We start from the raw sequence: 21,360 nt of genomic DNA on the forward strand, positions 1-21,360 counted from the left end.
CTAAACCGGACGCCGCGGTGCGCCAGGAATAACGCGCCGCGTGGGTTTGCCTTTATCCGCCCACTGCTTTTTGTCCGGCTGATGGCTTTCTGCTTACTTTGTGAGTGCGTTCCTACGCGCAATCAGTACAATTGCGCCTTTTAGCGCCGGGTAGGGAAGCCTCCGGCTAACAGTCCAAGAGACGTCCATGCTCACCGGTACCTACTCTTCCGCGTTGGTTCTGATTTCCCTGTTCGTGGCGATCCTCGCCTCTTACACCGCCCTCGACATGACCGGCCGCATCGCCACCACCCGTGGCCGCGCGGCGTTTTTCTGGATGCTCGGCGGCGCCCTGGCCATGGGCATCGGCGTGTGGTCGATGCACTTTATCGGCATGCTGGCCTTCAGCCTGCCGATCAACCTGGGCTACGACCCCGGCATCACCGCGCTGTCGCTGCTGATTTCCGTGCTGTCCTGCGGTTTCGCCCTGTGGCTAGTGAGCCAGCCGAGCCTGCCGCTCTGGCAGCTGGCCTTCGGCGCGCTGATCATGGGCGCCGGGATCAGCGCGATGCATTACACCGGCATGGCGGCGATGCGCATGCAGCCGGGCATCGACTACGACCCGACCCTGTTCGGCGCCTCGCTGCTGATCGCCGTCGGGGCTTCGGCCGCGGCGCTGTGGATCGCCTTTCGCCTGCGCCACAACACCCCCCATGTCCGCCTGGCCCGTTGCGGCGCCGCGGTGGTGATGGGCATCGCCATCGTCGGCATGCATTACACCGGCATGGCCGCGGCGCGTTTCGCCGATGGCAGTTCCTGTGGCGCGTCGGTGGATGGCCTGAGCGGCAAGGGCCTGGACAACCTGGTCCTGATCACCACCCTGGCGGTGCTGGTGATCGCCCTGTTGACCTCGGTGCTCGACGCGCGCCTGGAAGCGCGCACCGCGGTGCTGGCCGAATCGCTGACCGTGGCCAATCGCGAGCTCACCCAGCTGGCGCTGCACGACACCCTGACCGGCCTGCCGAACCGCACGCTGCTGGCCGACCGGATCGACCAGGCGATGCAGTGGGTCACGGAGCAGGGCGGCTGTTTCGCGCTGATGTTCATCGACCTCGATGGCTTCAAGCCGGTCAACGATGCCTTCGGCCATCACATGGGCGACCAGTTGCTGCGCGAGGTGGCGCTGCGCCTGCGCGAAGACTTGCGCAGCCAGGACACCCTGGCGCGGATCGGCGGCGACGAGTTCGTGCTGCTGGTGCAATTGAGCGAGCCGGACGACGCCCTGCGCCTGGCCGCACGCCAGGTCGGCCTGATTTCCCAGGCGTTCCGGGTTGCCGAGCATGAGTTGCAGATTTCCGCCAGCGTCGGTATCGCGGTGTACCCGGGCAACGGCCTGACGCCCCAGGAACTGCTGATGAACGCCGATGCGGCGATGTATCACGCCAAGGGCACCGGCAAGAACGGCTACAGCTTCTTCGACGCCTCGATGAACAGCGATGCGCGCCGTCAGCTGCAACTGTTGCAGGACCTGCGCCACGCCCTCGAACACAACGAATTCCAGCTGTACTACCAGCCCAAGTTTGATGCCGCCAACGGCACGCCGGTGGGGGCCGAGGCCCTGTTGCGCTGGGAGCACCCGCAATTGGGGTTGCTGCTGCCGGACAAGTTCATCGACCTGGCGGAGAAGACCGGCCTGATCATCCCCATCGGCGAGTGGGTCCTCAACGAGGCCTGCCGGCAGATGCGCGAGTGGTACAGCCAGGGTTATGAAGGCTGGCGGATCGCGGTCAACATTTCCGCCTTGCAGTTCTGCCATGCCGGGCTGGTCGACAGCGTGGCCCGGGCGCTGGTCCTGCACCGCTTGCCGGCCAACAGCCTGACCCTGGAAATCACCGAAACCACGGCCATGAGCGATGCCGACGCGAGCATGACCGTGCTCAAGCAACTGGCGGACATGGGCGTGGACCTGTCCATCGACGATTTCGGCACCGGCTATTCGAGCCTGATGTACCTCAAGCGCCTGCCGGCCAACGAACTGAAGATCGACCGCGGCTTCGTCCGCGACCTGGAGCACGACAGCGACGACGCGGCGATCGTTTCGGCCATCGTCGCCCTGGGCCAGGCGCTGGGCCTGCGCATCGTCGCCGAAGGGGTGGAGACCGACGTGCAACAGGACTTCCTCACCCAGTTGGGCTGCGATTCGCTGCAAGGCTACTTCCTCGGCCACCCGCAGCCGGCCGCGCGTTTCATGCAAAGCATCCACCAGGCCGAACGCCAGCCCCTGTAACCACGACCCGCCCGGACCCACCCGGCGCCGCTGCCGGGCCTGCGAGGCGGCGATCGGCGCTGCAGCCGCCGTCAGATCCGCGCCCGGATCCGCCGGCGCAAGCCCCTCGATCCACCCTCGGTCAAGGCGCCAACCCGCGTCTCGAGAAGGTTTGCAACGCTGGCCGCAGGGTGTTTAATGGCACGCGTTCAACGATCAGCGAGGGGCTTGGCAGCATGGACAAGGTCATTCTCATCACCGGCGGCGGTCGCGGGATCGGCGCGGCTACCGCGCTGCTGGCGGCACAACGGGGCTACCGCATCTGCATCAATTACCAGGCCGACGAGCAGGCCGCCTTCCAGGTGCTGGCGCAGGTCCGTGCACTGGGCGCCGAGGCGATTGCCGTGCGCGCCGACGTCAGCATCGAGGACGAGGTGATCGCCCTCTACCAGCGGGTCGATGCCGAACTGGGCCGGGTCACCGCACTGGTGAACAACGCCGGGACCGTCGGGCAGAAGTCGCGGCTCGATGAGATGTCCGAATTCCGCATTCTCAAGATCATGAAGACCAATGTGCTCGGGCCGATCCTCTGCGCCAAGCACGCGGTGCTGCGCATGTCGCCACGGCATGGCGGGCAGGGCGGCAGCATCGTCAACGTATCGTCGGTCGCCGCACGCCTGGGCTCGCCCGGCGAATACGTCGACTACGCCGCCTCCAAAGGCGCGCTGGACACCTTCACCATCGGCCTGTCCAAGGAAGTCGCCGGCGAGGGCATCCGGGTCAATGGTGTACGGCCGGGCTACATCTATACCGACTTCCATGCCCTGAGCGGCGATGCCGACCGCGTCAGCAAACTGGAATCCGCGATCCCCATGGGCCGCGGCGGCCGCCCCGACGAAGTGGCGGAGGCGATCATCTGGCTGCTCTCGGACAAGGCCTCGTATTCCACCGGCACCTTCATCGACCTCGGCGGCGGCCGCTAATACAGCCGCCGCCGTAGCCGTTGTAGCCGCTGCCGAGCGCCAGCGAGGCTGCGATCGGGCGCGCAGCGGCCGTAAACCCTGAATCCGCAATCTGCCTGGATAAATACGCCAGCCGCCTTTGCGACTGCTGCGCAGTCGATCGCAGCCTCGCTGGTGCTCGGCAGCGGCTACAGGGCGCAGGGCGCACGGTGTCTGGTTTCAGAACGAGCGCACGATCCTGCCCAGGGTTTCCATGGCCTTTTCCGCCGCTTCGTTCCACGGGCTGCCGTAGTTGAGGCGGATGCAGTTACGAAAGCGCTGGGTCGGCGAGAAGATCGGCCCCGGGGCGATGCTGATGCCCTGGGCCAGGGCCATCTGGAACAGTTTCAGCGAATCCATCTGCGCCGGCAGTTCCAGCCACAGGAAGTAGCCGCCGGCCGGCTGGCTGACCCGGGTCTGCGCCGGAAAGTAGCGGGCAATCGCCGCCAGCATGGCGCTCTGCTGTTCTTCCAGGGCATAGCGCAGTTTGCGCAGGTGGCGATCGTAACCGCCGTGTTGCAGGTAGTCGGCGATGGCGGCCTGGGCCGGCATCGAGGCGCACAGCGAGGTCATCAGCTTCAGCCGTTCGATCTTCTGCGCGTAGCGCCCGGCAGCGACCCAGCCGATGCGGTAGCCCGGCGCCAGGCTCTTGGCGAACGAACCGCAATGCATCACCAGGCCTTCGGTGTCGAAGGCCTTGGCCGGTTTCGGCGCCTGCTGGCCGTAATACAGCTCGGCGTAGACGTCGTCCTCGATCAGCGGCACCTGATGCGCGCGCAGCAACTCCACCAGCTCCTGCTTCTTCGCCTCGGGCATGGTCGCGCCCATGGGGTTCTGGAAGCTGGTCATGCACCAGCAGGCCTTGATCGGGTGGCGCTCCAGGGTCTGCGCCAGCACGCCCAGGTCGATGCCGTCCCGCGGGTGCACGGGGATTTCCACCGCCTTGAGCTTCAGCCGTTCCAGCACTTGCAGGCTGGCGTAGAAGGCCGGCGCCTCGATGGCCACCAGGTCGCCGGGCTCGGTCACGGCCTGCAGGCACAGGTTCAGGGCTTCGAGGGCGCCGTTGGTGATCAGCAGTTCCTCCATGGGCAGCATCAACCCGCCGACCATGTAGCGCAGGGCGATCTGCCGGCGCAGTTGCGGGTTGCCCGGCGACATGTCGGTGACCACCACCCGCGGGTCCATCTCGCGGCTGGCGCTGGCCAGGGAGCGGGACAGGCGTTGCAGCGGAAACAGGGTGGGGCTGGGGAAGGCCGAGCCGAAGGGCACGGTGGACGGGTCCTTGATCGACTCCAGCACCGAGAACACCAGTTCGCTGACATCGACTTCGGTGGACTCGTTGACCTGGCTGCTGATCACCGGCTCCGAGAACGGGCTCGGCGCATGGGTGTTGACGAAATAGCCGGAGCGCGGCCGGGCGCGGATCAGCCCGCGGCGCTCCAGCAAGTAATAGGCTTGGAACACCGTGGACGGGCTGACCCCGTAGGTCTGGCTGGCGTAACGCACCGAGGGCACGCGCTGGCCGGGGCCGAGTACCCCGGAGCGGATCAGTTCTGCGATGTCGTCGGCGAATTTTTCGTAGCGTTTCATGGGCGCTCGGAATAGGCAGTGAGGGGGCCGGTGCCATCGCCCCCTTTATTGTAGGAGCGAGGCTTGCCCGCGATGAGGGCTGCGCGGTCTATCAGCTAGAACGCGGATGCAGATCTGGGGCCGCTGCGCAGCCCATCGCGGGCAAGCCTCGCTCCTACGGGGAGGCGAGGCGGGCCCAGTCTAAGGGATCAACGGTTCAAGGGCGCAACAAAGCGGCTTTTCGCCACGCTGTAGATCGCCGGCTCGTCGCTGTCGACCACCTTGAAGCTCAGCGTCTGGGAGCTGCTCTGCGGCTTGTCGGCGACCAGCGCCACCGACACCGGCAGGTCGACGATCTCGCCGGCGGCCAGGCTGACTTCGTTGCGGCCCTGCAGCTGGAAGCCGTCGCCGTCCACCAGTTGCAGGCGGTAGTCCTGGCGCTGCTGGGTCTTGTTGATGATCTTCAGGCTGTAGATGTTCTCGATCTGGCCCAGGGCGTTCTCGCGGAACAGCCCGCGGTCCTTGGTGACGTCCAGCGAGACCATCGGCCGCTCCACCAGCGCCAGGGTCAGGGCGCCGATCATCACCAGCAGTACCGCGCTGTAGCCCACCAGGCGCGGGCGCAGCAGGTGAGTCTTGCCGCCCTGCAACTGGTGTTCCGAGGTGTAGCTGATCAGGCCGCGGGCATAGCCCATCTTGTCCATGATCGAGTCGCAGGCGTCGATGCACGCGGCGCAGCCGATGCATTCCATCTGCAGGCCGTCGCGGATGTCGATGCCGGTCGGGCAGACCTGCACGCACAGCTGGCAGTCGATGCAGTCGCCGAGGCCGACTTCGGCCGGCTTCACGTCGCGCTTGCGCGGGCCACGGCTTTCGCCACGGGCCGGGTCATAGGAAATGGTCAGGGTGTCCTTGTCGAACATCACGCTCTGGAACCGCGCATAAGGGCACATGTGCATGCACACCGCCTCGCGCAGCCAGCCGGCGTTGAGGTAGGTGGCGCCGGTGAAGAACAGCACCCAGAACAGGCTCACGCCGCCGATCTGCAAGGTCAGCAGTTCCTGGGCCAGCGGCCGGATCGGGGTGAAGTAGCCGACGAAGGTCAGGCCGGTGAGCAGGCTGATGGCCAGCCACAGGGTGTGCTTGGCCGAGCGCCGGGCCAGCTTGTTCAGGCTCCAGGGCGCGGCCGCCAGCTTGATGCGCTGGTTGCGCTCGCCCTCGGTGACTTTCTCGCACCACATGAACAGCCAGGTCCAGGAACTCTGGGGGCAGGTGTAGCCACACCAGACGCGGCCGGCGAATACGGTGATGGCGAACAGGCCGAAGGCGCAGATGATCAGCAGGGCCGAGAGCAGGATGAAGTCCTGCGGCCAGAAGGTCGCGCCGAAGATGTGGAACTTGCTGTGCGCCAGGTCCCAGAGCACCGCCTGGCGGCCGCCCCAGTCCAGCCACACGGTGCCGAAGAACAGCAGGAACAGGAACCCCGCGCCGCTCATGCGCAAGGTGCGGAACAAACCGGTGAAGCTGCGGGTGTGGATCAGGTTGTCGCTGGATTTGGCCTTCGTCTTTGGGCGCGCAGGCTCGAATGTTTCTACTAATCGGACGGGGATTCTTTCGCTCATGGTCGTTCGCTCATCAGCCTCCATCAGGCGGATGAACTATGCCCAGCGATCTGTTTGCATAACAGACTCAGGTATCGCAATAAAAAGCAGATCAGATGACCTTCGACAGCGCCCCTGCGACAACTTGCCATACCCCGGCGAACAGCCGGCGGCGGGCGGCGCAGGCGTCTGGCACAGGCCCGTTCGAGCTGTTGTGATGCAGATCAGTCAAATCACCGAATCACCGCCGCTGGCCTTCAGGTGGCGCCGGCCGTCGGTGGCGCCTGCTACGGTCAATGCGTCGGCTTCTGCTTCGGTGATGTAGATGCGCTGACCCTCAAGGTCGACCGCCGACATCGAGCGGGCAGCGTCGGTGACGATGGTCACGGCGCTGGCCGGCACCCGGACATCGACCTGTTCGGTGTGGAAGTGACAGATGCGGTCTTCGATGTGCAGGCTCATGGCGGTCTCCTGTTATCGACTGATGAAGCCTTGTCTGGCCTATGAATTTAGGGGGCGATCCGTGCCCGGGGTTCGCGGCCGCCGATCAATGGTCGCGGCGAGCCGGATCGCACCTTTTGCCCGGCGCCGCTGTCCACCTTTTGAAAGGGCTGTCGCCCGTACACAGGACTGGCTTATGAATGCGTGGTGGCACGAAGCCTGGGTGACCCTGCAAGCGGAGTTCGCCGATATCGGCGATGCCCGGCAACTCACCCAGATCACGGTAAGACTGCTGCTGGCCGCGCTGCTGGGCGGCATCCTCGGCTTCGAGCGCGAGCAAAAGGGCAAGGCCGCCGGGGTGCGCACCCACATGCTGGTGGCGCTGGGCGCGGCGCTGTTCGTGCTGGTGCCGCAGATGTCCGGGGCCCAGGCCGATGCCCTGAGCCGGGTGGTGCAGGGGGTGGTCGCCGGTATCGGTTTTCTCGGTGCCGGGACCATTCTCAAGGGCAAGACGGACGAGGAAAGTCACGTCAAGGGCCTGACCACCGCGGCCGGGCTGTGGATGACCGCGGCGATCGGCGTGGCGGTGGGCGTCGGGCGCGAGTCCACCGCGGTGCTGAGCACCTTGCTGGCGCTGGCGGTTTTCAGCGTGATGCCCTGGATCGTGCGCAAGCTGGAGAAGGACGAACCGGCGCAATGACGGCCGCCTGCGGGCGCGCCTGTCATCGTCCTGGCGCATCGCTCGTTCAGGCTGTGACGGGCGCCGGATCGCTCGGAGGGTCGCCCTTGGGCGGCGGGGTGCTGCCGGGTGGTTCCTGTTCCGGCACCGGGGGCGGCGTGGTGGGCGGCAAGGGTGGCGGCAGGTTCGGGTGGTCGATGTTCGGATCGGGCGTTTCGGCCGGGATCGGGATACTCATCGGTGTGGCCTCCTTTGTGCTTGGCTTTCTATAGCCGTCGTGGGGTGGACCACCGTCGCGGCGAATCGATCCCTGGCGCGGCAAGCGGCAAATCGGGCTGAACTTTTCCCGCCGCCCGCGTCTCGGAACCTAAGTGTCGCGCTGATCCCCGGGCCGGGCTCGCCGGGGCACCGATTGAACCGTTACGGAGCGTCCATGGGGGCGTAAGGAGTGATGCTCGATGACTGCCGAAAAACCGACCGAACCGCACGACAACCCGCTTCTGCCGCTGTCCCAGGCCTTGCTGTTGCCGCGCATCGCCATCGAGGACACCCGGCCGCAGATCGACGGTGGCCAGTTCGCGGTCAAGGCGGTGGCGGGGCAGGTCATCGAGGTTGGCAGCAAGGTCTTCGCCGATGGCCACGACATCCTGGCCGTGCGCCTGCGCTGGCAGGCCGACCACGACCACCACTGGCACAGTGAAACCATGCAGGACCTGGGCAACAATGCCTGGCAGGGCCGATTCCGCGTGCCCGACGCGGGCCGCTACCGCTACTGCATCGAGGCCTGGATCGATCAATTCGCCAGCTTCTGCTACGAGCTGCGCAAGAAGCACCAGGCCGGGGTGGCGGTCAGCCTCGAATTGCAGGAGGGCCGCAACCATGTGCGGCAGGCCGCCGAACGCAGCGAGGGGCCGTTGCGCGAGCAGTTGCTGGCGCTGCACCACGAACTGGCGACCTTGCTCGAAGCCGAGCAGGTGGCGCTGTTCCTGCACGAACGCAGTGCACGGCTGATGGCCGAGGCCGATCACCGTCCCTACCTGAGCCTGAGCCCCGAGTACCCGTTGGACGTGGAGCGCGAGCGCGCCGGATTCGCCAGCTGGTACGAACTGTTTCCCCGCTCGATCACCGACGATCCGGCCCGCCACGGCACTTTCAATGACGTGCATTCGCGCCTGGCGATGATCCATGACATGGGTTTCGACGTGCTGTATTTCCCGCCGATCCACCCGATTGGCCGGCGCTTTCGCAAGGGCCGCAACAATGCCTTGAGCGCCGGGCCCGACGATCCGGGCAGCCCCTATGCGATCGGCAGCGAGGAGGGCGGCCACGAGGCGATCCATCCGCAGCTGGGCAGCCGTGAGGATTTCCGCCGCCTGGTGGCCGCCGCCGCCGAGCATGGCCTGGAGATCGCCCTGGATTTCGCCATCCAGTGTTCCCAGGACCACCCCTGGCTCAAGCAGCACCCGGGCTGGTTCAACTGGCGCCCGGACGGCAGCATCAAATACGCCGAGAACCCGCCGAAGAAATACCAGGACATCGTCAACGTCGACTTCTACGCCGTCGACGCCATTCCCGCGCTGTGGCTGGAGCTGCGCGACATCGTGGTCGGCTGGGTCGAGGAGGGGGTGAAGATCTTTCGCGTGGACAACCCCCACACCAAGCCACTGCCGTTCTGGCAATGGCTGATCGCCGATGTGCGGGCGCGCTACCCGGAGGTGATCTTCCTGGCCGAGGCCTTCACCACCCCGGCGATGATGGCGCGCCTGGGCAAGATCGGTTACTCCCAGAGCTACACCTATTTCACCTGGCGCAACACCAAGAGCGAACTGGCGAGCTACTTCACCGAGCTGAACCAGTCGCCGTGGCGCGAATGCTACCGGCCGAACTTCTTCGTCAATACCCCGGACATCAACCCGTTCTTTCTCCATGAGTCGGGTCGCCCGGGATTTCTTATCCGCGCCGCGCTGGCCACCATGGGCTCGGGGCTGTGGGGCATGTATTCGGGCTTCGAGCTGTGCGAGGCGGCGCCGATACCGGGCCGCGAGGAATACCTGGACTCGGAGAAATACGAGATCCGCCCGCGGGATTTCAACGCTCCCGGCAACATCATCGCCGAGATCGCCCAGCTCAATCGCATTCGCCGGCAGAACCCGGCGCTGCACAGCCACCTGGGCCTGCAGCTGTACAACGCGTGGAACGACAACATCCTGTATTTCGGCAAGCGCACCGCCGACCGCAGCAACTTCATCCTGGTGGCGGTCAGCCTCGACCCGGTCAACGCCCAGGAGGCGCATTTCGAGTTGCCGCTGTGGGAGCTGGGCCTGCCCGACGACGCGCAGACCCGCGGCGAAGACCTGATGAACGGGCACCGCTGGACCTGGTACGGCAAGGTCCAGTTCATGCGCATCGAGCCCTGGCGACAACCCTTCGGGATCTGGCGCCTGAGCGTCGAATGAGCCGTAGCCGCTGCCCGTAGCCGCTGCCGAGCGCCAGCGAGGCTGCGATCGGCTCCGAAGGAGACGCGCTCTTGAGGGCCTCAGAAGGCCCTGCGGGCCTTATCGCAGCCTCGCTGGTGCTCGGCAGCGGCTACAGGACGGCAGCGGTCAGGGGACAGCGTTGAGAAGTGACAGGGCTACAGGTGAGTAGCCGCCGGTTTTGGGGGCTGTGGCCCCGCGAATGTTCAGGAGTGTGCAATGGCGAAAAAATCCAGGTCAGCCACCTTTATCAAGGACCCGCTCTGGTACAAGGACGCGGTGATCTACCAGGTTCACGTCAAGTCCTATTTCGACTCCAACAATGACGGGATCGGCGATTTTCCCGGACTGATCGCCAAGCTCGACTACATCGCCGAACTGGGCGTGAACACCATCTGGCTGTTGCCGTTCTATCCCTCGCCACGGCGCGACGATGGCTACGACATCGCCGAGTATCGCGGGGTCAGCCCCGACTACGGGACCCTGGCCGACGCCCGGCGCTTTATCGCCGAGGCCCACAAGCGCGGGTTGCGGGTGATCACCGAACTGGTCATCAACCACACCTCGGACCAGCACCCCTGGTTCCAGCGGGCACGCAAGGCCAAGGCCGGCTCGGCGGCGCGGGACTTCTACGTGTGGTCCGACGACGACCAGAAATACGACGGCACCCGCATCATCTTCCTCGACACCGAGAAGTCCAACTGGACCTGGGACCCGGTGGCCGGCCAGTACTTCTGGCACCGTTTCTACTCCCATCAGCCGGACCTCAATTTTGACAACCCGCAGGTGATGAAGGCGGTGCTCTCGGTGATGCGCTACTGGCTGGACATGGGCATCGACGGTCTGCGCCTGGACGCCATTCCCTACCTGATCGAGCGCGACGGCACCAACAACGAGAACCTGCCCGAGACCCACGACGTGCTCAAGCGGATCCGCGCCGAGATCGATGCGCATTACCCGGACCGCATGCTGCTGGCCGAGGCTAACCAGTGGCCGGAAGACACTCAGTTGTACTTTGGTGACTTCAAGGGCGACCACGGCGACGAATGCCACATGGCCTTCCACTTCCCGCTGATGCCGCGCATGTACATGGCGCTGGCTCAGGAGGATCGCTTCCCGATCACCGATATCCTGCGCCAGACCCCGGAGATTCCCGCCAACTGCCAGTGGGCGATCTTCCTGCGCAACCACGACGAGCTGACCCTGGAGATGGTCACCGACCGCGAGCGCGACTACCTGTGGAACTACTACGCCGCCGACCGCCGCGCGCGGATCAACCTCGGCATCCGCCGGCGCCTGGCGCCGCTGATGGAGCGCGACCGGCGCCGCGTCGAGCTGCTCAACAGCCTGCTGCTGTCGATGCCGGGCACACCGACCCTGTATTACGGCGACGAGATCGGCATGGGCGACAACATCTACCTGGGCGACCGCGACGGCGTGCGCACGCCGATGCAGTGGTCGATCGACCGCAACGGCGGCTTCTCCCGGGCCGACCCGGCAAGCCTGGTCCTGCCGCCGATCATGGACCCGCTGTACGGCTACCTGTCGGTGAACGTCGAGACCCAGTCCGGCGACCCTCATTCGCTGCTCAACTGGACCCGGCGCATGCTGGCGATCCGCAAGCAATCCAAGGCGTTCGGTCGCGGCAGCCTGAAAATGCTGTCGCCGAGCAACCGCCGGATCCTGGCCTACACCCGCGAATACACCACGGAGGATGGCCGGCACGAGATCATCCTCTGCGTGGCCAACGTCTCGCGCAGCGCCCAGGCCGCCGAGCTGGACCTCTCGGCGTTCGCCGGCATGGTGCCGGTGGAGATGCTGGGCGGGAACGCGTTCCCGCCGATCGGCCAGTTGAATTTCCTCCTGACCCTGGCGCCCTACGGCTTCTACTGGTTCATGCTGGCGGCGGAAAACCAGATGCCCAGCTGGCACGTCGAGCCCGCCCAGAGCCTGCCGGACTTCACCACCCTGGTGCTGAAGAAACGCCTGGAAGAGCTGCTCGAAGCGCCGTCGCGCAACACCCTGGAGCAGAGCGCGCTGCCGACCTGGCTGCCCAAGCGGCGCTGGTTCGCCGGCAAGGACAGCGCCATCGAACAGGTGCATATCGCCTATGGCGTGCGCTTCGGCGACCCGCAGCACCCGGTGCTGCTCAGCGAGCTGGAGGTCAGCGGTGGCGGGCAGAGCGGACGCTACCAACTGCCGTTCGGCCTGCTCGCCGAAGAGCAGATCGGCGCCGCGCTGCCGCAGCAACTGGCCCTGGCCCGGGTCCGGCGCGGGCGGCAGGTGGGGCTGATCACCGACGCCTTTGCCCTGGAGAGCTTCGTGCGCAACGTGTTGCAGGCGCTCCAGGCGCAGACCGTGCTGCCCTGCGGCGAAGGCGAGATCCGTTTCCAGGGCAGCGCGCAACTGGCGGCGCTGGGCCTGGCCGACGATGTCGAAGTGCGCTACCTGTCCGCCGAGCAGTCCAACAGTTCGGTGGTGGTGGGCGGCAGCCTGGTCCTCAAGCTGATCCGCAAGGTCGCCGCCGGGGTCCACCCGGAGCTGGAGATGAGTGCCTACCTGACCGCCGCCGGCTTCCAGCACATTTCGCCGTTGCTCGGTTCGGTGGTGCGACGGGACGGGCAGGGCGAGGACAGTCTGCTGATGATCGCCCAGGGCTACCTGAGCAACCAGGGCGACGCCTGGGAATGGACCCAGAACAACCTGGAACGGGCGATCCGCGACGAGCTGGCCGACGCCATGTCCGAGCAGGACCAGCACTACAATGCCTTGGGTGAGCTGCAGGATTTCGCCGGCCTGCTCGGCCAGCGCCTGGGGGAAATGCATCGGGTCCTCGCGGAGCCGAGCCGCGATCCGGCCTTCGGTGCCGAGCCCAGCACGGCCCGGGACGCCCAGGCCTGGGCGAAGCAGATCGGCGCGCAACTGGAACGCGCCTTGCAGCTGCTCAAGCAGCACCAGGCCGAGCTGAGCGTCGAGGACCAGCAGCGCGTGGCGCACTGGAGCCAGCACCGCAAGGCGATCCTGGCGTACGTCCAGGAGCTGGCGAAACAGGCGGTCGGCGGGCTGCGCATGCGGGTCCACGGCGACCTGCACCTGGGGCAGGTGCTGGTGATCAAGGGCGATGCCTACCTGATCGACTTCGAGGGCGAGCCGGCACGGCCGCTGCATGAGCGACGGGGCAAGCACAGCCCGTACAAGGATGTCAGCGGCGTGCTGCGTTCCTTCGACTATGCCGCGGCGCTGGCCCTCGGCGGCCCGAGCCTGGATGCGTCGCCCCAGACCCAGGCCGTGCGGCAACGGATCGCCGAGCGTTACCGGCACGAAGCCCGCGCCGCGTTTGTCCAGGCCTATCGCCTGGCCACGGTCGGCCTGGCCCATGCCTGGCAGGACGCGCGCGGGGAAGACGCCGCGCTGGCCCTGTTCAGCCTGGAGAAGGCGGCTTATGAAGTGGCCTACGAGGCGGAAAACCGTCCCGCCTGGCTGGCGGTGCCGCTGCGAGGGCTGCAGGGCTTGTTGAGCGAAGTGAAACCCTTTTCCGATACACCGGGTGGAGAGCTGTGATGAATGTCTCGAACGAGGAACAGGCCGCAGTCCGGCGGGCATTGCCGCCGGCCAGGGATATCGACGCCCTGGTGCGCGCCGAGCACCAGGATCCCTTTGCCGTGCTCGGCCCCCATGACGACGGCGCAGGCGGCCAGTTCATCCGCGCCTTCGTGCCGGGGGCGCTGAGCGTGCAGGTGCTGGCCCGCGACGACGGCAGGGTACTGGGCAGCCTGGGCGGCACCGACGTGCCCGGGCTGTTCGTCGGTCATTTCGATACGGTCCGGCCCTATCTGCTGCGTACCCAATGGGCCGGTGGCGAGCAGGTCGGCGAGGACCCCTACAGCTTCGGCCCTTTGCTGGGGGAGATGGACCTGTACCTGTTCGCCGAGGGCAACCATCGCGACCTCGGCGCCTGCCTCGGGGCCCAGCTGAAAACCGTGGACGGCGTGGACGGCGTGCGTTTCGCGGTCTGGGCGCCGAATGCCCGGCGGGTCTCGGTGGTCGGTGACTTCAACGCCTGGGACGGGCGCCGGCACCCGATGCGCCTGCGCCATCCGTCCGGGGTCTGGGAGCTGTTCGTACCGCGCCTGGGGCCGGGCGAAGCCTACAAATACGAAATCCTCGGCGCCCACGGCATTCTGCCGCTCAAGGCCGACCCGGTGGCGCTGGCCACCCGCCTGCCGCCGGACACCGCCTCGACGGTCGCCAGGCCCCTGGCGATCGACTGGCAGGACCACGAGTGGATGCTGGCGCGCGGCGAGCGCCAGCGGCCGGACGCGCCCCTGTCGATCTACGAACTGCACGCCGGCTCCTGGCAGTGCGAGGTCGACGACCTGGGCGAAGTGGCGCGCCAGTACAACTGGCACGAACTGGCCGAACGCCTGATCCCCTATGTGCAGGACCTGGGCTTCACCCATATCGAGCTGATGCCGATCATGGAGCATCCCTTCGGCGGTTCCTGGGGCTACCAGCCGCTGTCGCAGTTCGCGCCGAGCGCCCGCTACGGCAGCGCCGACGACTTCGCGGCGTTCGTCAATGCCTGCCACCTGGCGGGGATCGGGGTGATTCTCGACTGGGTGCCGGCGCATTTCCCCACCGACGCCCACGGCCTGGCGCAGTTCGACGGCACCGCGCTGTACGAATACGGCAACCCGCAAGAAGGTTTCCACCAGGACTGGGACACGCTGATCTACAACCTGGGGCGCACCGAAGTCCATGGCTTCATGCTGGCGTCGGCGCTGCACTGGCTCAAGCATTTCCATGTCGACGGCCTGCGGGTGGACGCCGTGGCCTCGATGCTCTATCGCGACTATTCGCGCAATCCCGGGGAGTGGGTGCCGAACCGCCACGGCGGCCGCGAAAACCTCGAGGCCATCGATTTCCTGCGCCATCTCAACGATGTGATCGCCCTGGAAACCCCCGGCGCGCTGGTGATCGCCGAGGAGTCCACGGCCTGGCCCGGGGTCAGCCAGGGCACCCAGCAGGGTGGCCTGGGCTTTTCCTACAAATGGAACATGGGCTGGATGCATGACTCGCTGCACTACATCCAGCAGGACCCGGTGTACCGCGCCCACCACCACAACGAGCTGAGCTTCGGCCTGGTGTACGCCTGGTCCGAGCGGTTCATCCTGCCGATCTCCCATGACGAGGTGGTGCACGGCAAGCATTCGCTGATCGACAAGATGCCCGGCGATCGCTGGCAGAAATTCGCCAACCTGCGCGCCTACCTGAGTTTCATGTGGACCCATCCGGGCAAGAAACTGCTGTTCATGGGTTGCGAGTTCGGCCAGTGGCGCGAGTGGAACCACGACCAGCAACTGGACTGGTACCTGCTGCAATACCCCGAGCACCGCGGCGTGCAGCAACTGGTGGGCGATCTCAACCGGCTGTATCGCGAGCACCCGGCGCTGCATGACCAGGACGACGCGCCCCAGGGGTTCCAGTGGCTGATCGGCGACGACGCGATCAACAGCGTCTATGCCTGGCTGCGCTGGAGCAAGGACGGCAAGCCGTTGCTGGTAGTGGCCAACTTCACCCCCGTACCGCGCCAGGCCTACCGGGTCGGCGTGCCCTTCGGCGGGCGCTGGGGCGAATTGCTCAACAGCGATGCCGCCACCTACGCCGGTTCCAACTACGGCAACGGCGGCGGGGCCAGCACCGAAGACGAACCGAGCCATGGCCAGGCATTGTCGCTGGTGCTGAACCTGCCGCCGCTGGCGGTGCTGATCCTGCAGCCGGAGGGTTGAGGCGACTGGCCGCTGCATGCAGCGGATCGCGAGCAAGCTTCGCTCCTACGGGGGATACACATTCCCCTTGTAGGAGCGAAGCTTGCTCGCGATTAGGCCCGCCCGGACACCATCGATTACGCTCCCCCCGCAACCCCATAGCCGCTGCCACAGGTGTTTGTCTCAGCCCTGGGCCAGGGCCTTTGCCGCTTCGTCGATCAGATCGGCGACCTCGGTGGCCCGGGACGCCAGGGACGCATGGCTGGCCTCCAGGCTGATGATCTTGCGCGCGCCCAGGCGCGCCGCCATGCGCTGCTGGTTCTGCGGCGCGATCATGCGGTCTTCGGTGGAGATCTGGTACCAGGAGGGCCGGTGCTTCCACGCCGGGTCGCCCAGGGTGTCGCCGAAGGTGCTGGCCAGCGGCGCCTTCTGGGTCAGGCCCATGATCAGCCCCTCGCGCTCCGGCAGGTCCTGGCAGAAACTTTCATGGAACAGCTCCGGCTTGACCCAGAGGTAACCGTCGCTGTCGGGCTGCAGGTTGGCGGCGGCCACAGGCGGGTGCTGCTGGGTGATGCCGCCCGGGCTTTCCCCGGCATCGGGGGCGAACGCGGCGATGTACACCAGGCCCGCGACATTCGGCGCCAGGCCGGCCGCGCTGATCACCGCGCCGCCATAGGAATGGCCGACCAGCAGCACCTGGCCTTCCTGCTGCGCCACCAGCTTGCGGGTGCGTTCGACATCCTCGGCCAGCGAGGTCAGCGGCAGCTCGACCGCGCGAATCCGCGTGTGGCCGCGTTGCAGCAGTTCGCCTATGACCTTGTTCCAGTGGGCGGCGCCGCCCCAGAAACCGTGGACCAGCACAATCGTGGGTGTATCGCTCATGGAATGACTCCCAGGTTGAAAACAGCGGTAAGGAGGGTGATCAGCCCCACTGATGCCACGGGGCAGCGCAACCAGAGTGCCTGAGTATCGATGACAACCGAGCCGCACGCACGGCCCGGCCCCGGCGAATGTTTGAGCAAATGTTCAGAGGTGTACTTCCACGGTCAGCGGCAGGTGGTCCGACAGGTGCGTCCAGGGTTTGTGGCCGAGGATCCTCGGCGCGTGGCTGCGGGCGTTGCGCAGGTAGATGCGGTCCAGGCGCAGCAGCGGCCAGCGCGCCGGGTAGGTCTTGGCCGGGCGGCCCTGGTGGCGTTCGAAGGCTTCGTGCAGGTCGTCGCGCCGGGCGAGGGTGGCGTTGCCATGCAACTGCCAGTCGTTGAAGTCGCCGGCGATGATCACCGGCGCGTCGTCGGGCAGGGATTCGAGCAACTGGCCCAGCAGCGCCAACTGCAACTGGCGATGGCCTTCCAGCAGGCTCAGGTGCACGCAGATGGCGTGCACCTCGGCGTGCCCCGGCACATCCAGCACGCAATGCAGCAACCCGCGGCGCTCGGGGCCGGTAATCGAGACGTCGAGGTTGCGGTACTGGCGGATCGGGTATTTCGACAGCAGGGCGTTGCCGTGGTGACCGTCGGGATAGACCGCGTTGCGCCCGTAGGCATAGTCGCTCCACATGCTGTCGGCGAGAAATTCGTATTGCGACTGCTGCGGCCAGTTGTTGTAGCGGCTGGCATGGCGCTCGTGCTCGCCCAACACCTCCTGGAGAAACACCAGGTCGGCCTGGGTGCTGCGCACCGCGTCGCGCAGCTCCGGCAGGATGAAACGGCGGTTCAGGGCGGTGAAGCCCTTGTGGGTGTTGACGGTCAGGATTCGCAGGCGACGGATCGCCGAAGCGTCGTCCGCCGGCGGGACAGGGCGCCTGGTGGAATCGGTATTCACGCGGGTTCCTCGTAATCGGGCCGGTTACTCATGCGACTGACACTGGGCCGGTCAGTTCAGGTTTTTCCTCGGGCGGCACGGTCCGCCCGCTGCTACAGGAAAATGATCTCGTAGGGCTGGCGCAACCGTTCCAGGACCACCGGCGTCAACGTCGGCGCCAGGCCGATGCCCGGGTCGCCCTGCAACTGGCTGGCGTAGGCATGGGCGGCGTGGCGCTTGCGGGCCACGGTCCAGGTATCCAGGCGCAGCTTGCGGGCACGGTGCCAGGGCAGCAGGTGTTCGTCGCGGGGCGACCAGTGCCAGGCCCATACCGGCACCTCGTGAAAGGCCACGCCAGCCTGGGCCGAGGCCTTGGCGCAGGCCCGGCCGACGGCCTCGTGGTCGTCGTTGCCGTCTTCGCGCCAGGTACTGAACACCACATCGTCGGGGCGCAGGTAGCGGCCGATGAACTGGCTCAACTGGTGCTCGCGTTCTTCCAGCGCGTTGTCGACGAAGCCGCCGCGAATCCATTTCAGGCTATGCAGGGGCAGGCCCAGCCGGCGCAGGGCCTCGACGCTTTCCTGGGGGCGGAACACGCTCAGGCGACGTTCCGACCACAGGTCGGAGCCGGGGTGGCTGGCGCTGCCGTCGGTCACGGAAATCAGTTGCAGCGGGTGGCCGTGGTGGGCCAGCACCTGCAGCAGGCCGCCGCAGGTCAGCACTTCGTCGCCGGGGTGCGGGGCGATCACCACCGCGCGGGCGCCGGCCGGCACCAGGCTGGCAATGTTGATGGGGGGGACGTCGTGCGACCGGCGGGAGCCGTTCCAGATCTGCTCCGGCCAGGTATCGCTCAGGGGTATGGATTTCATGTGTCACATCCTTGTTCCGGGCAGTCGGCACACGGCGAGGGCCGGTCCGCTTGGGTTCGCGCCCGGTGTCGACCCGGGTGCCGGCGCTCCATACCTTGGATTGCCGTCCTGCAAGAGTGTTCAATCATACACAGCCGCCGGTCGCCGTCGCAGGGCCCCGCGGTTTTTTTCTGCTGCTGCCGCTCAGGGGGCCCACGATACCCGGGAACAGGCGCCGGGCACCATCGTACATTTGTCCGATGGTGGGCTGTTGTCGAGCCGTTATTCCAGGCGCCAGGCTCAATCCTCAGCTTCGCGCTGCAACTCGAACAGCAGCAGCGAGCGGCCGGTCACCGAGTAGCGGTGGCCGAAGGCGAAGCGTTCCTGGCCTTTCACCGCGGGCTGGTGGGTGTCGAGCAGGCAGGTCCAGAAGTCGCCGGCGGGCACTTGCGGCAGGCTGAAGTCGACGATGTCGTGATGGGCGTTGACCACCAGCAGCAAGGTGGCGTCGGCGCCGGGGCGGCGGATGCCGGTTTCCTGGGCGCGGCCGTCGAGCAGCATGCCCAGGCAGCGGCCGTGGCTGTCCTGCCACTGTTCGGTGGTCATTTCGCTGGCGTCCGGTGCCAGCCAGGTCACGTCCTTCACCCCGATGTCTTCGTTGTAGCTGCCCACCAGGAAGCGCCCGCGCCGCAGGATCGGGTAGCTCATGCGCAGCTTGACCAGGCGCTTGACGAAGCCGAGCAGCGATTTGCCGTCGTCGTCCAGGTCCCAGTTGACCCAGCCGATCTCGCTGTCCTGGCAATAGGCGTTGTTGTTGCCGTGCTGGGTGCGGGCGAACTCGTCGCCGGCAACGATCATCGGCGTGCCCTGGGCCAGCAGCAGGGTGGCGAAGAAGTTGCGCATCTGGCGCAGGCGCAGGGCGTTGATCTGCGGGTCGTCGGTGGGGCCTTCGACCCCATGGTTCCACGACAGGTTGTTGTTGCTGCCGTCCTGGTTGCCCTCGTCGTTGGCTTCGTTGTGCTTGTCGTTGTACGACACCAGGTCGTGCAGGGTGAAGCCGTCGTGGGCGGTAACGAAGTTGACCGAGGTATAGGGCCGCCGGCCACGCTGGTTGAACAGCTCGCCGGAAGCGGTCATGCGCGCGGCGAAGTCGGCGAGCTGGCCGTCGTCGCCTTTCCAGAAGGCGCGCACGGTGTCGCGGAACTTGTCGTTCCATTCCACCCAGCCCGGCGGGAAGCCGCCCACCTGATAACCGCCGGGGCCGATGTCCCAGGGCTCGGCGATCAGTTTCACCTGGCGCAGCACCGGGTCCTGGCGGCAGGCCACGAGGAAGCTGTGACGCTGGTCGAAGCCGTCGTGGTAGCGCCCGAGAATGGTCGCCAGGTCGAAGCGGAAGCCGTCCACGTGCATTTCCGTGGCCCAGTAGCGCAGGGAGTCGGTGACCATCTGCAACACGCACGGATGGCTCAGGTCGAGGGTGTTGCCGGTGCCGGAATCGTTGATGTAGAAGCGTTTGTCGTCGGGCATCAGGCGGTAGTAGGAGGCGTTGTCGATGCCGCGCATGGACAGGGTCGGGCCCTGTTCGTTGCCCTCGGCGGTGTGGTTGTAGACCACGTCGAGGATCACCTCCAGTCCGGCTTCGTGCAGGTGCGCGACCATTTCCTTGAACTCGGCGATCTTGCCGCTGGCCAGGTAGCGCGGGTCGGGGGCGAAGAAGGCGATGCTGTTGTAGCCCCAGTAGTTGGTCATGCCCTTGTGCAGCAGGTGCTGGTCGTTGACAAAGGCGTGGATCGGCAGCAGCTCCACCGACGACACGCCGAGCTGGCGGATGTGCTTGAGCACATCGTCGACCATCAGCCCGGCGAAGGTGCCACGCACGGCTTCCGGCACCGAGGGATGGCGCATGGTGAAGCCGCGCACGTGGGTCTCGTAAATGATCGTCTTGTCCCAGGGCACGCTGACCCGCTGGTCGCGGCCCCAGGTGTGGGCCGGGTCGATCACCTTGCATTTGGGCACGAAGGGCGCGCTGTCGCGTTCGTCGAAGCTGAGGTCGGCGTCAGGATGCCCGATGGTGTAGCCGAACAGCGCCTCGGACCATTTCAGCTCGCCCACCAGTTGCTTGGCGTAAGGGTCGATCAGCAGCTTGTTGGGGTTGAAGCGATGGCCGTTGGCCGGATCGTAGGGGCCGTGGACGCGATAGCCGTAGATCAGCCCCGGATGGGCATCGGGCAGGTAGCCGTGGAAGATTTCGTCGGTGTATTCCGGCAGCTCGATACGTTCCAGCTCGACTTCGCCCGAGGCATCGAACAGGCACAGTTCGACCTTGGTGGCATTGGCCGAGAACAGCGCGAAGTTGACCCCCAGGCCGTCCCAGGTCGCGCCCAGGGGGAAGGGCAGGCCTTCGCGGATGCGCGTGGGTTCGGTCGCGGTCGGGTCCTGCGGGGTGGGTGTAGGCGTGGTCATAAAGGCTCCTGCCAATGGCGATGCGAATCAAAATGGCGATGCGAATCAAGCGGGATGAAACAGCGCGGCGAGCGGGCACGCGGTGGTGCTGGCGCACCACGCGTGGCAGAGGGCGACGACAGGGGGCGAAAGGTCAGCTGGCCGGTGGCTTGCTGCGTGGCGCGCGCGGTTTTTTCGCCGCCGGGCTCTTGGGGGCGGCGGGGAGGCTCTTTTCTCCGGGCGGCACTAGGGAGGCCGCGGCGGACTTGCTGGCCTTGGGCTTGGCGGCCGCCGGTTTGGCGCTCTTGGCGGGCGCGGCGCGGGTGGCCCGGGGCGGCTTGCTCGGGGCCAGGGCCTCGGCTTCGGCCAGCTTGCGGGCCATTTCCCAATGACGATGTTCCTGGCCTTCGGGCCGGCCTTCCGACTCCCAGATTTGATAGGCGAATTCACGAATGCGTTTGTCGTCGGTACTCATCGCAATGCTCCTGAAAT

15 protein-coding genes are annotated in these 21,360 nt (G+C 66.5%); 6 read left to right on the plus strand and 9 right to left on the minus strand.

Translation table 11 applies throughout. The annotated features are described in order from the left end of the window. The first annotated feature begins 187 nt into the window (after positions 1–187). Both TO66_RS14285 and TO66_RS14290 read left to right on the plus strand, forming a co-directional pair. Positions 188–2,266, plus strand: coding sequence for a bifunctional diguanylate cyclase/phosphodiesterase (locus TO66_RS14285; RefSeq protein WP_044462933.1), 2,079 nt, complete (start codon positions 188–190; stop codon positions 2,264–2,266). A gap of 215 nt (positions 2,267–2,481) precedes the next feature. Further along, on the plus strand, positions 2,482–3,228 hold the full coding sequence (locus TO66_RS14290) for an SDR family oxidoreductase (RefSeq protein ID WP_044462934.1): 747 nt from the start codon (positions 2,482–2,484) through the stop codon (positions 3,226–3,228). A 198-nt stretch (positions 3,229–3,426) separates the two neighbouring features. Here TO66_RS14290 and mapR read toward each other — a convergent pair whose 3' ends face one another. The 3 genes from mapR to TO66_RS14305 form a co-directional block, all read right to left on the minus strand. Then, the gene (gene mapR, locus TO66_RS14295; RefSeq protein ID WP_044462935.1) at positions 3,427–4,836 is read right to left on the minus strand and encodes a GntR family transcriptional regulator MpaR; all 1,410 of its coding nucleotides are present in this window, start codon (positions 4,834–4,836) and stop codon (positions 3,427–3,429) included. A gap of 188 nt (positions 4,837–5,024) precedes the next feature. Then, positions 5,025–6,437: a cytochrome c oxidase accessory protein CcoG gene (gene ccoG, locus TO66_RS14300; RefSeq protein WP_044462936.1), complete on the minus strand. Its 1,413-nt coding sequence runs from the start codon at positions 6,435–6,437 to the stop codon at positions 5,025–5,027. A 207-nt stretch (positions 6,438–6,644) separates the two neighbouring features. Further along, positions 6,645–6,878, minus strand: coding sequence for a DUF3203 family protein (locus TO66_RS14305; RefSeq protein WP_044462937.1), 234 nt, complete (start codon positions 6,876–6,878; stop codon positions 6,645–6,647). 175 nt (positions 6,879–7,053) lie between these two features. On the opposite strand from TO66_RS14305, the gene TO66_RS14310 reads away from it, so the two are divergent. Next, positions 7,054–7,557 (plus strand): MgtC/SapB family protein, encoded by a 504-nt coding sequence (locus tag TO66_RS14310; RefSeq protein WP_044462938.1) that lies wholly within the window; start codon positions 7,054–7,056, stop codon positions 7,555–7,557. Between the two features lie 46 nt (positions 7,558–7,603). Here TO66_RS14310 and TO66_RS33660 read toward each other — a convergent pair whose 3' ends face one another. Beyond that, on the minus strand, positions 7,604–7,774 hold the full coding sequence (locus tag TO66_RS33660) for a hypothetical protein (RefSeq protein WP_171820055.1): 171 nt from the start codon (positions 7,772–7,774) through the stop codon (positions 7,604–7,606). A gap of 220 nt (positions 7,775–7,994) precedes the next feature. Here TO66_RS33660 and TO66_RS14315 point away from each other — a divergent pair, with 220 nt between their 5' ends. The 3 genes from TO66_RS14315 (at position 7,995) to glgB (ending at position 15,799) form a co-directional block, all read left to right on the plus strand. Beyond that, positions 7,995–9,992 (plus strand): alpha-1,4-glucan--maltose-1-phosphate maltosyltransferase, encoded by a 1,998-nt coding sequence (locus TO66_RS14315; RefSeq protein ID WP_044462939.1) that lies wholly within the window; start codon positions 7,995–7,997, stop codon positions 9,990–9,992. Positions 9,993–10,229: 237 nt separating this feature from the next. Further along, entirely contained in the window at positions 10,230–13,571 is a 3,342-nt protein-coding gene (gene treS, locus TO66_RS14320) for a maltose alpha-D-glucosyltransferase (RefSeq protein ID WP_044462940.1), read from the plus strand. Beyond that, a complete protein-coding gene (glgB, locus tag TO66_RS14325) occupies positions 13,571–15,799 on the plus strand; it encodes a 1,4-alpha-glucan branching protein GlgB (protein WP_044462941.1) in 2,229 nt (742 codons plus the stop codon). Before treS ends, glgB begins: the two co-directional genes overlap by 1 nt. Before the next feature lie 162 nt (positions 15,800–15,961). Here the strand turns inward: glgB and TO66_RS14330 are convergent, their stop codons facing one another. From TO66_RS14330 to TO66_RS14350, 5 genes are all read right to left on the minus strand, one after another. Beyond that, entirely contained in the window at positions 15,962–16,660 is a 699-nt protein-coding gene (locus tag TO66_RS14330; RefSeq protein ID WP_044462942.1) for an alpha/beta hydrolase, read from the minus strand. Between the two features lie 144 nt (positions 16,661–16,804). Next, a complete protein-coding gene (locus tag TO66_RS14335; RefSeq protein WP_044462943.1) occupies positions 16,805–17,599 on the minus strand; it encodes an endonuclease/exonuclease/phosphatase family protein in 795 nt (264 codons plus the stop codon). Between the two features lie 92 nt (positions 17,600–17,691). Then, positions 17,692–18,447, minus strand: a complete 756-nt coding sequence (locus TO66_RS14340) for a PIG-L deacetylase family protein (RefSeq protein ID WP_044462944.1) — start codon at positions 18,445–18,447, stop codon at positions 17,692–17,694. Positions 18,448–18,726: 279 nt separating this feature from the next. Continuing rightward, positions 18,727–20,889, minus strand: a complete 2,163-nt coding sequence (gene glgX, locus TO66_RS14345) for a glycogen debranching protein GlgX (protein ID WP_044462945.1) — start codon at positions 20,887–20,889, stop codon at positions 18,727–18,729. A gap of 133 nt (positions 20,890–21,022) precedes the next feature. Continuing rightward, entirely contained in the window at positions 21,023–21,343 is a 321-nt protein-coding gene (locus TO66_RS14350; protein ID WP_044462946.1) for a DUF2934 domain-containing protein, read from the minus strand. Positions 21,344–21,360: the final 17 nt, after the last annotated feature.

The organism is Pseudomonas sp. MRSN 12121, from assembly GCF_000931465.1.
In the GTDB taxonomy this organism is placed as follows: Bacteria; Pseudomonadota; Gammaproteobacteria; order Pseudomonadales; family Pseudomonadaceae; genus Aquipseudomonas.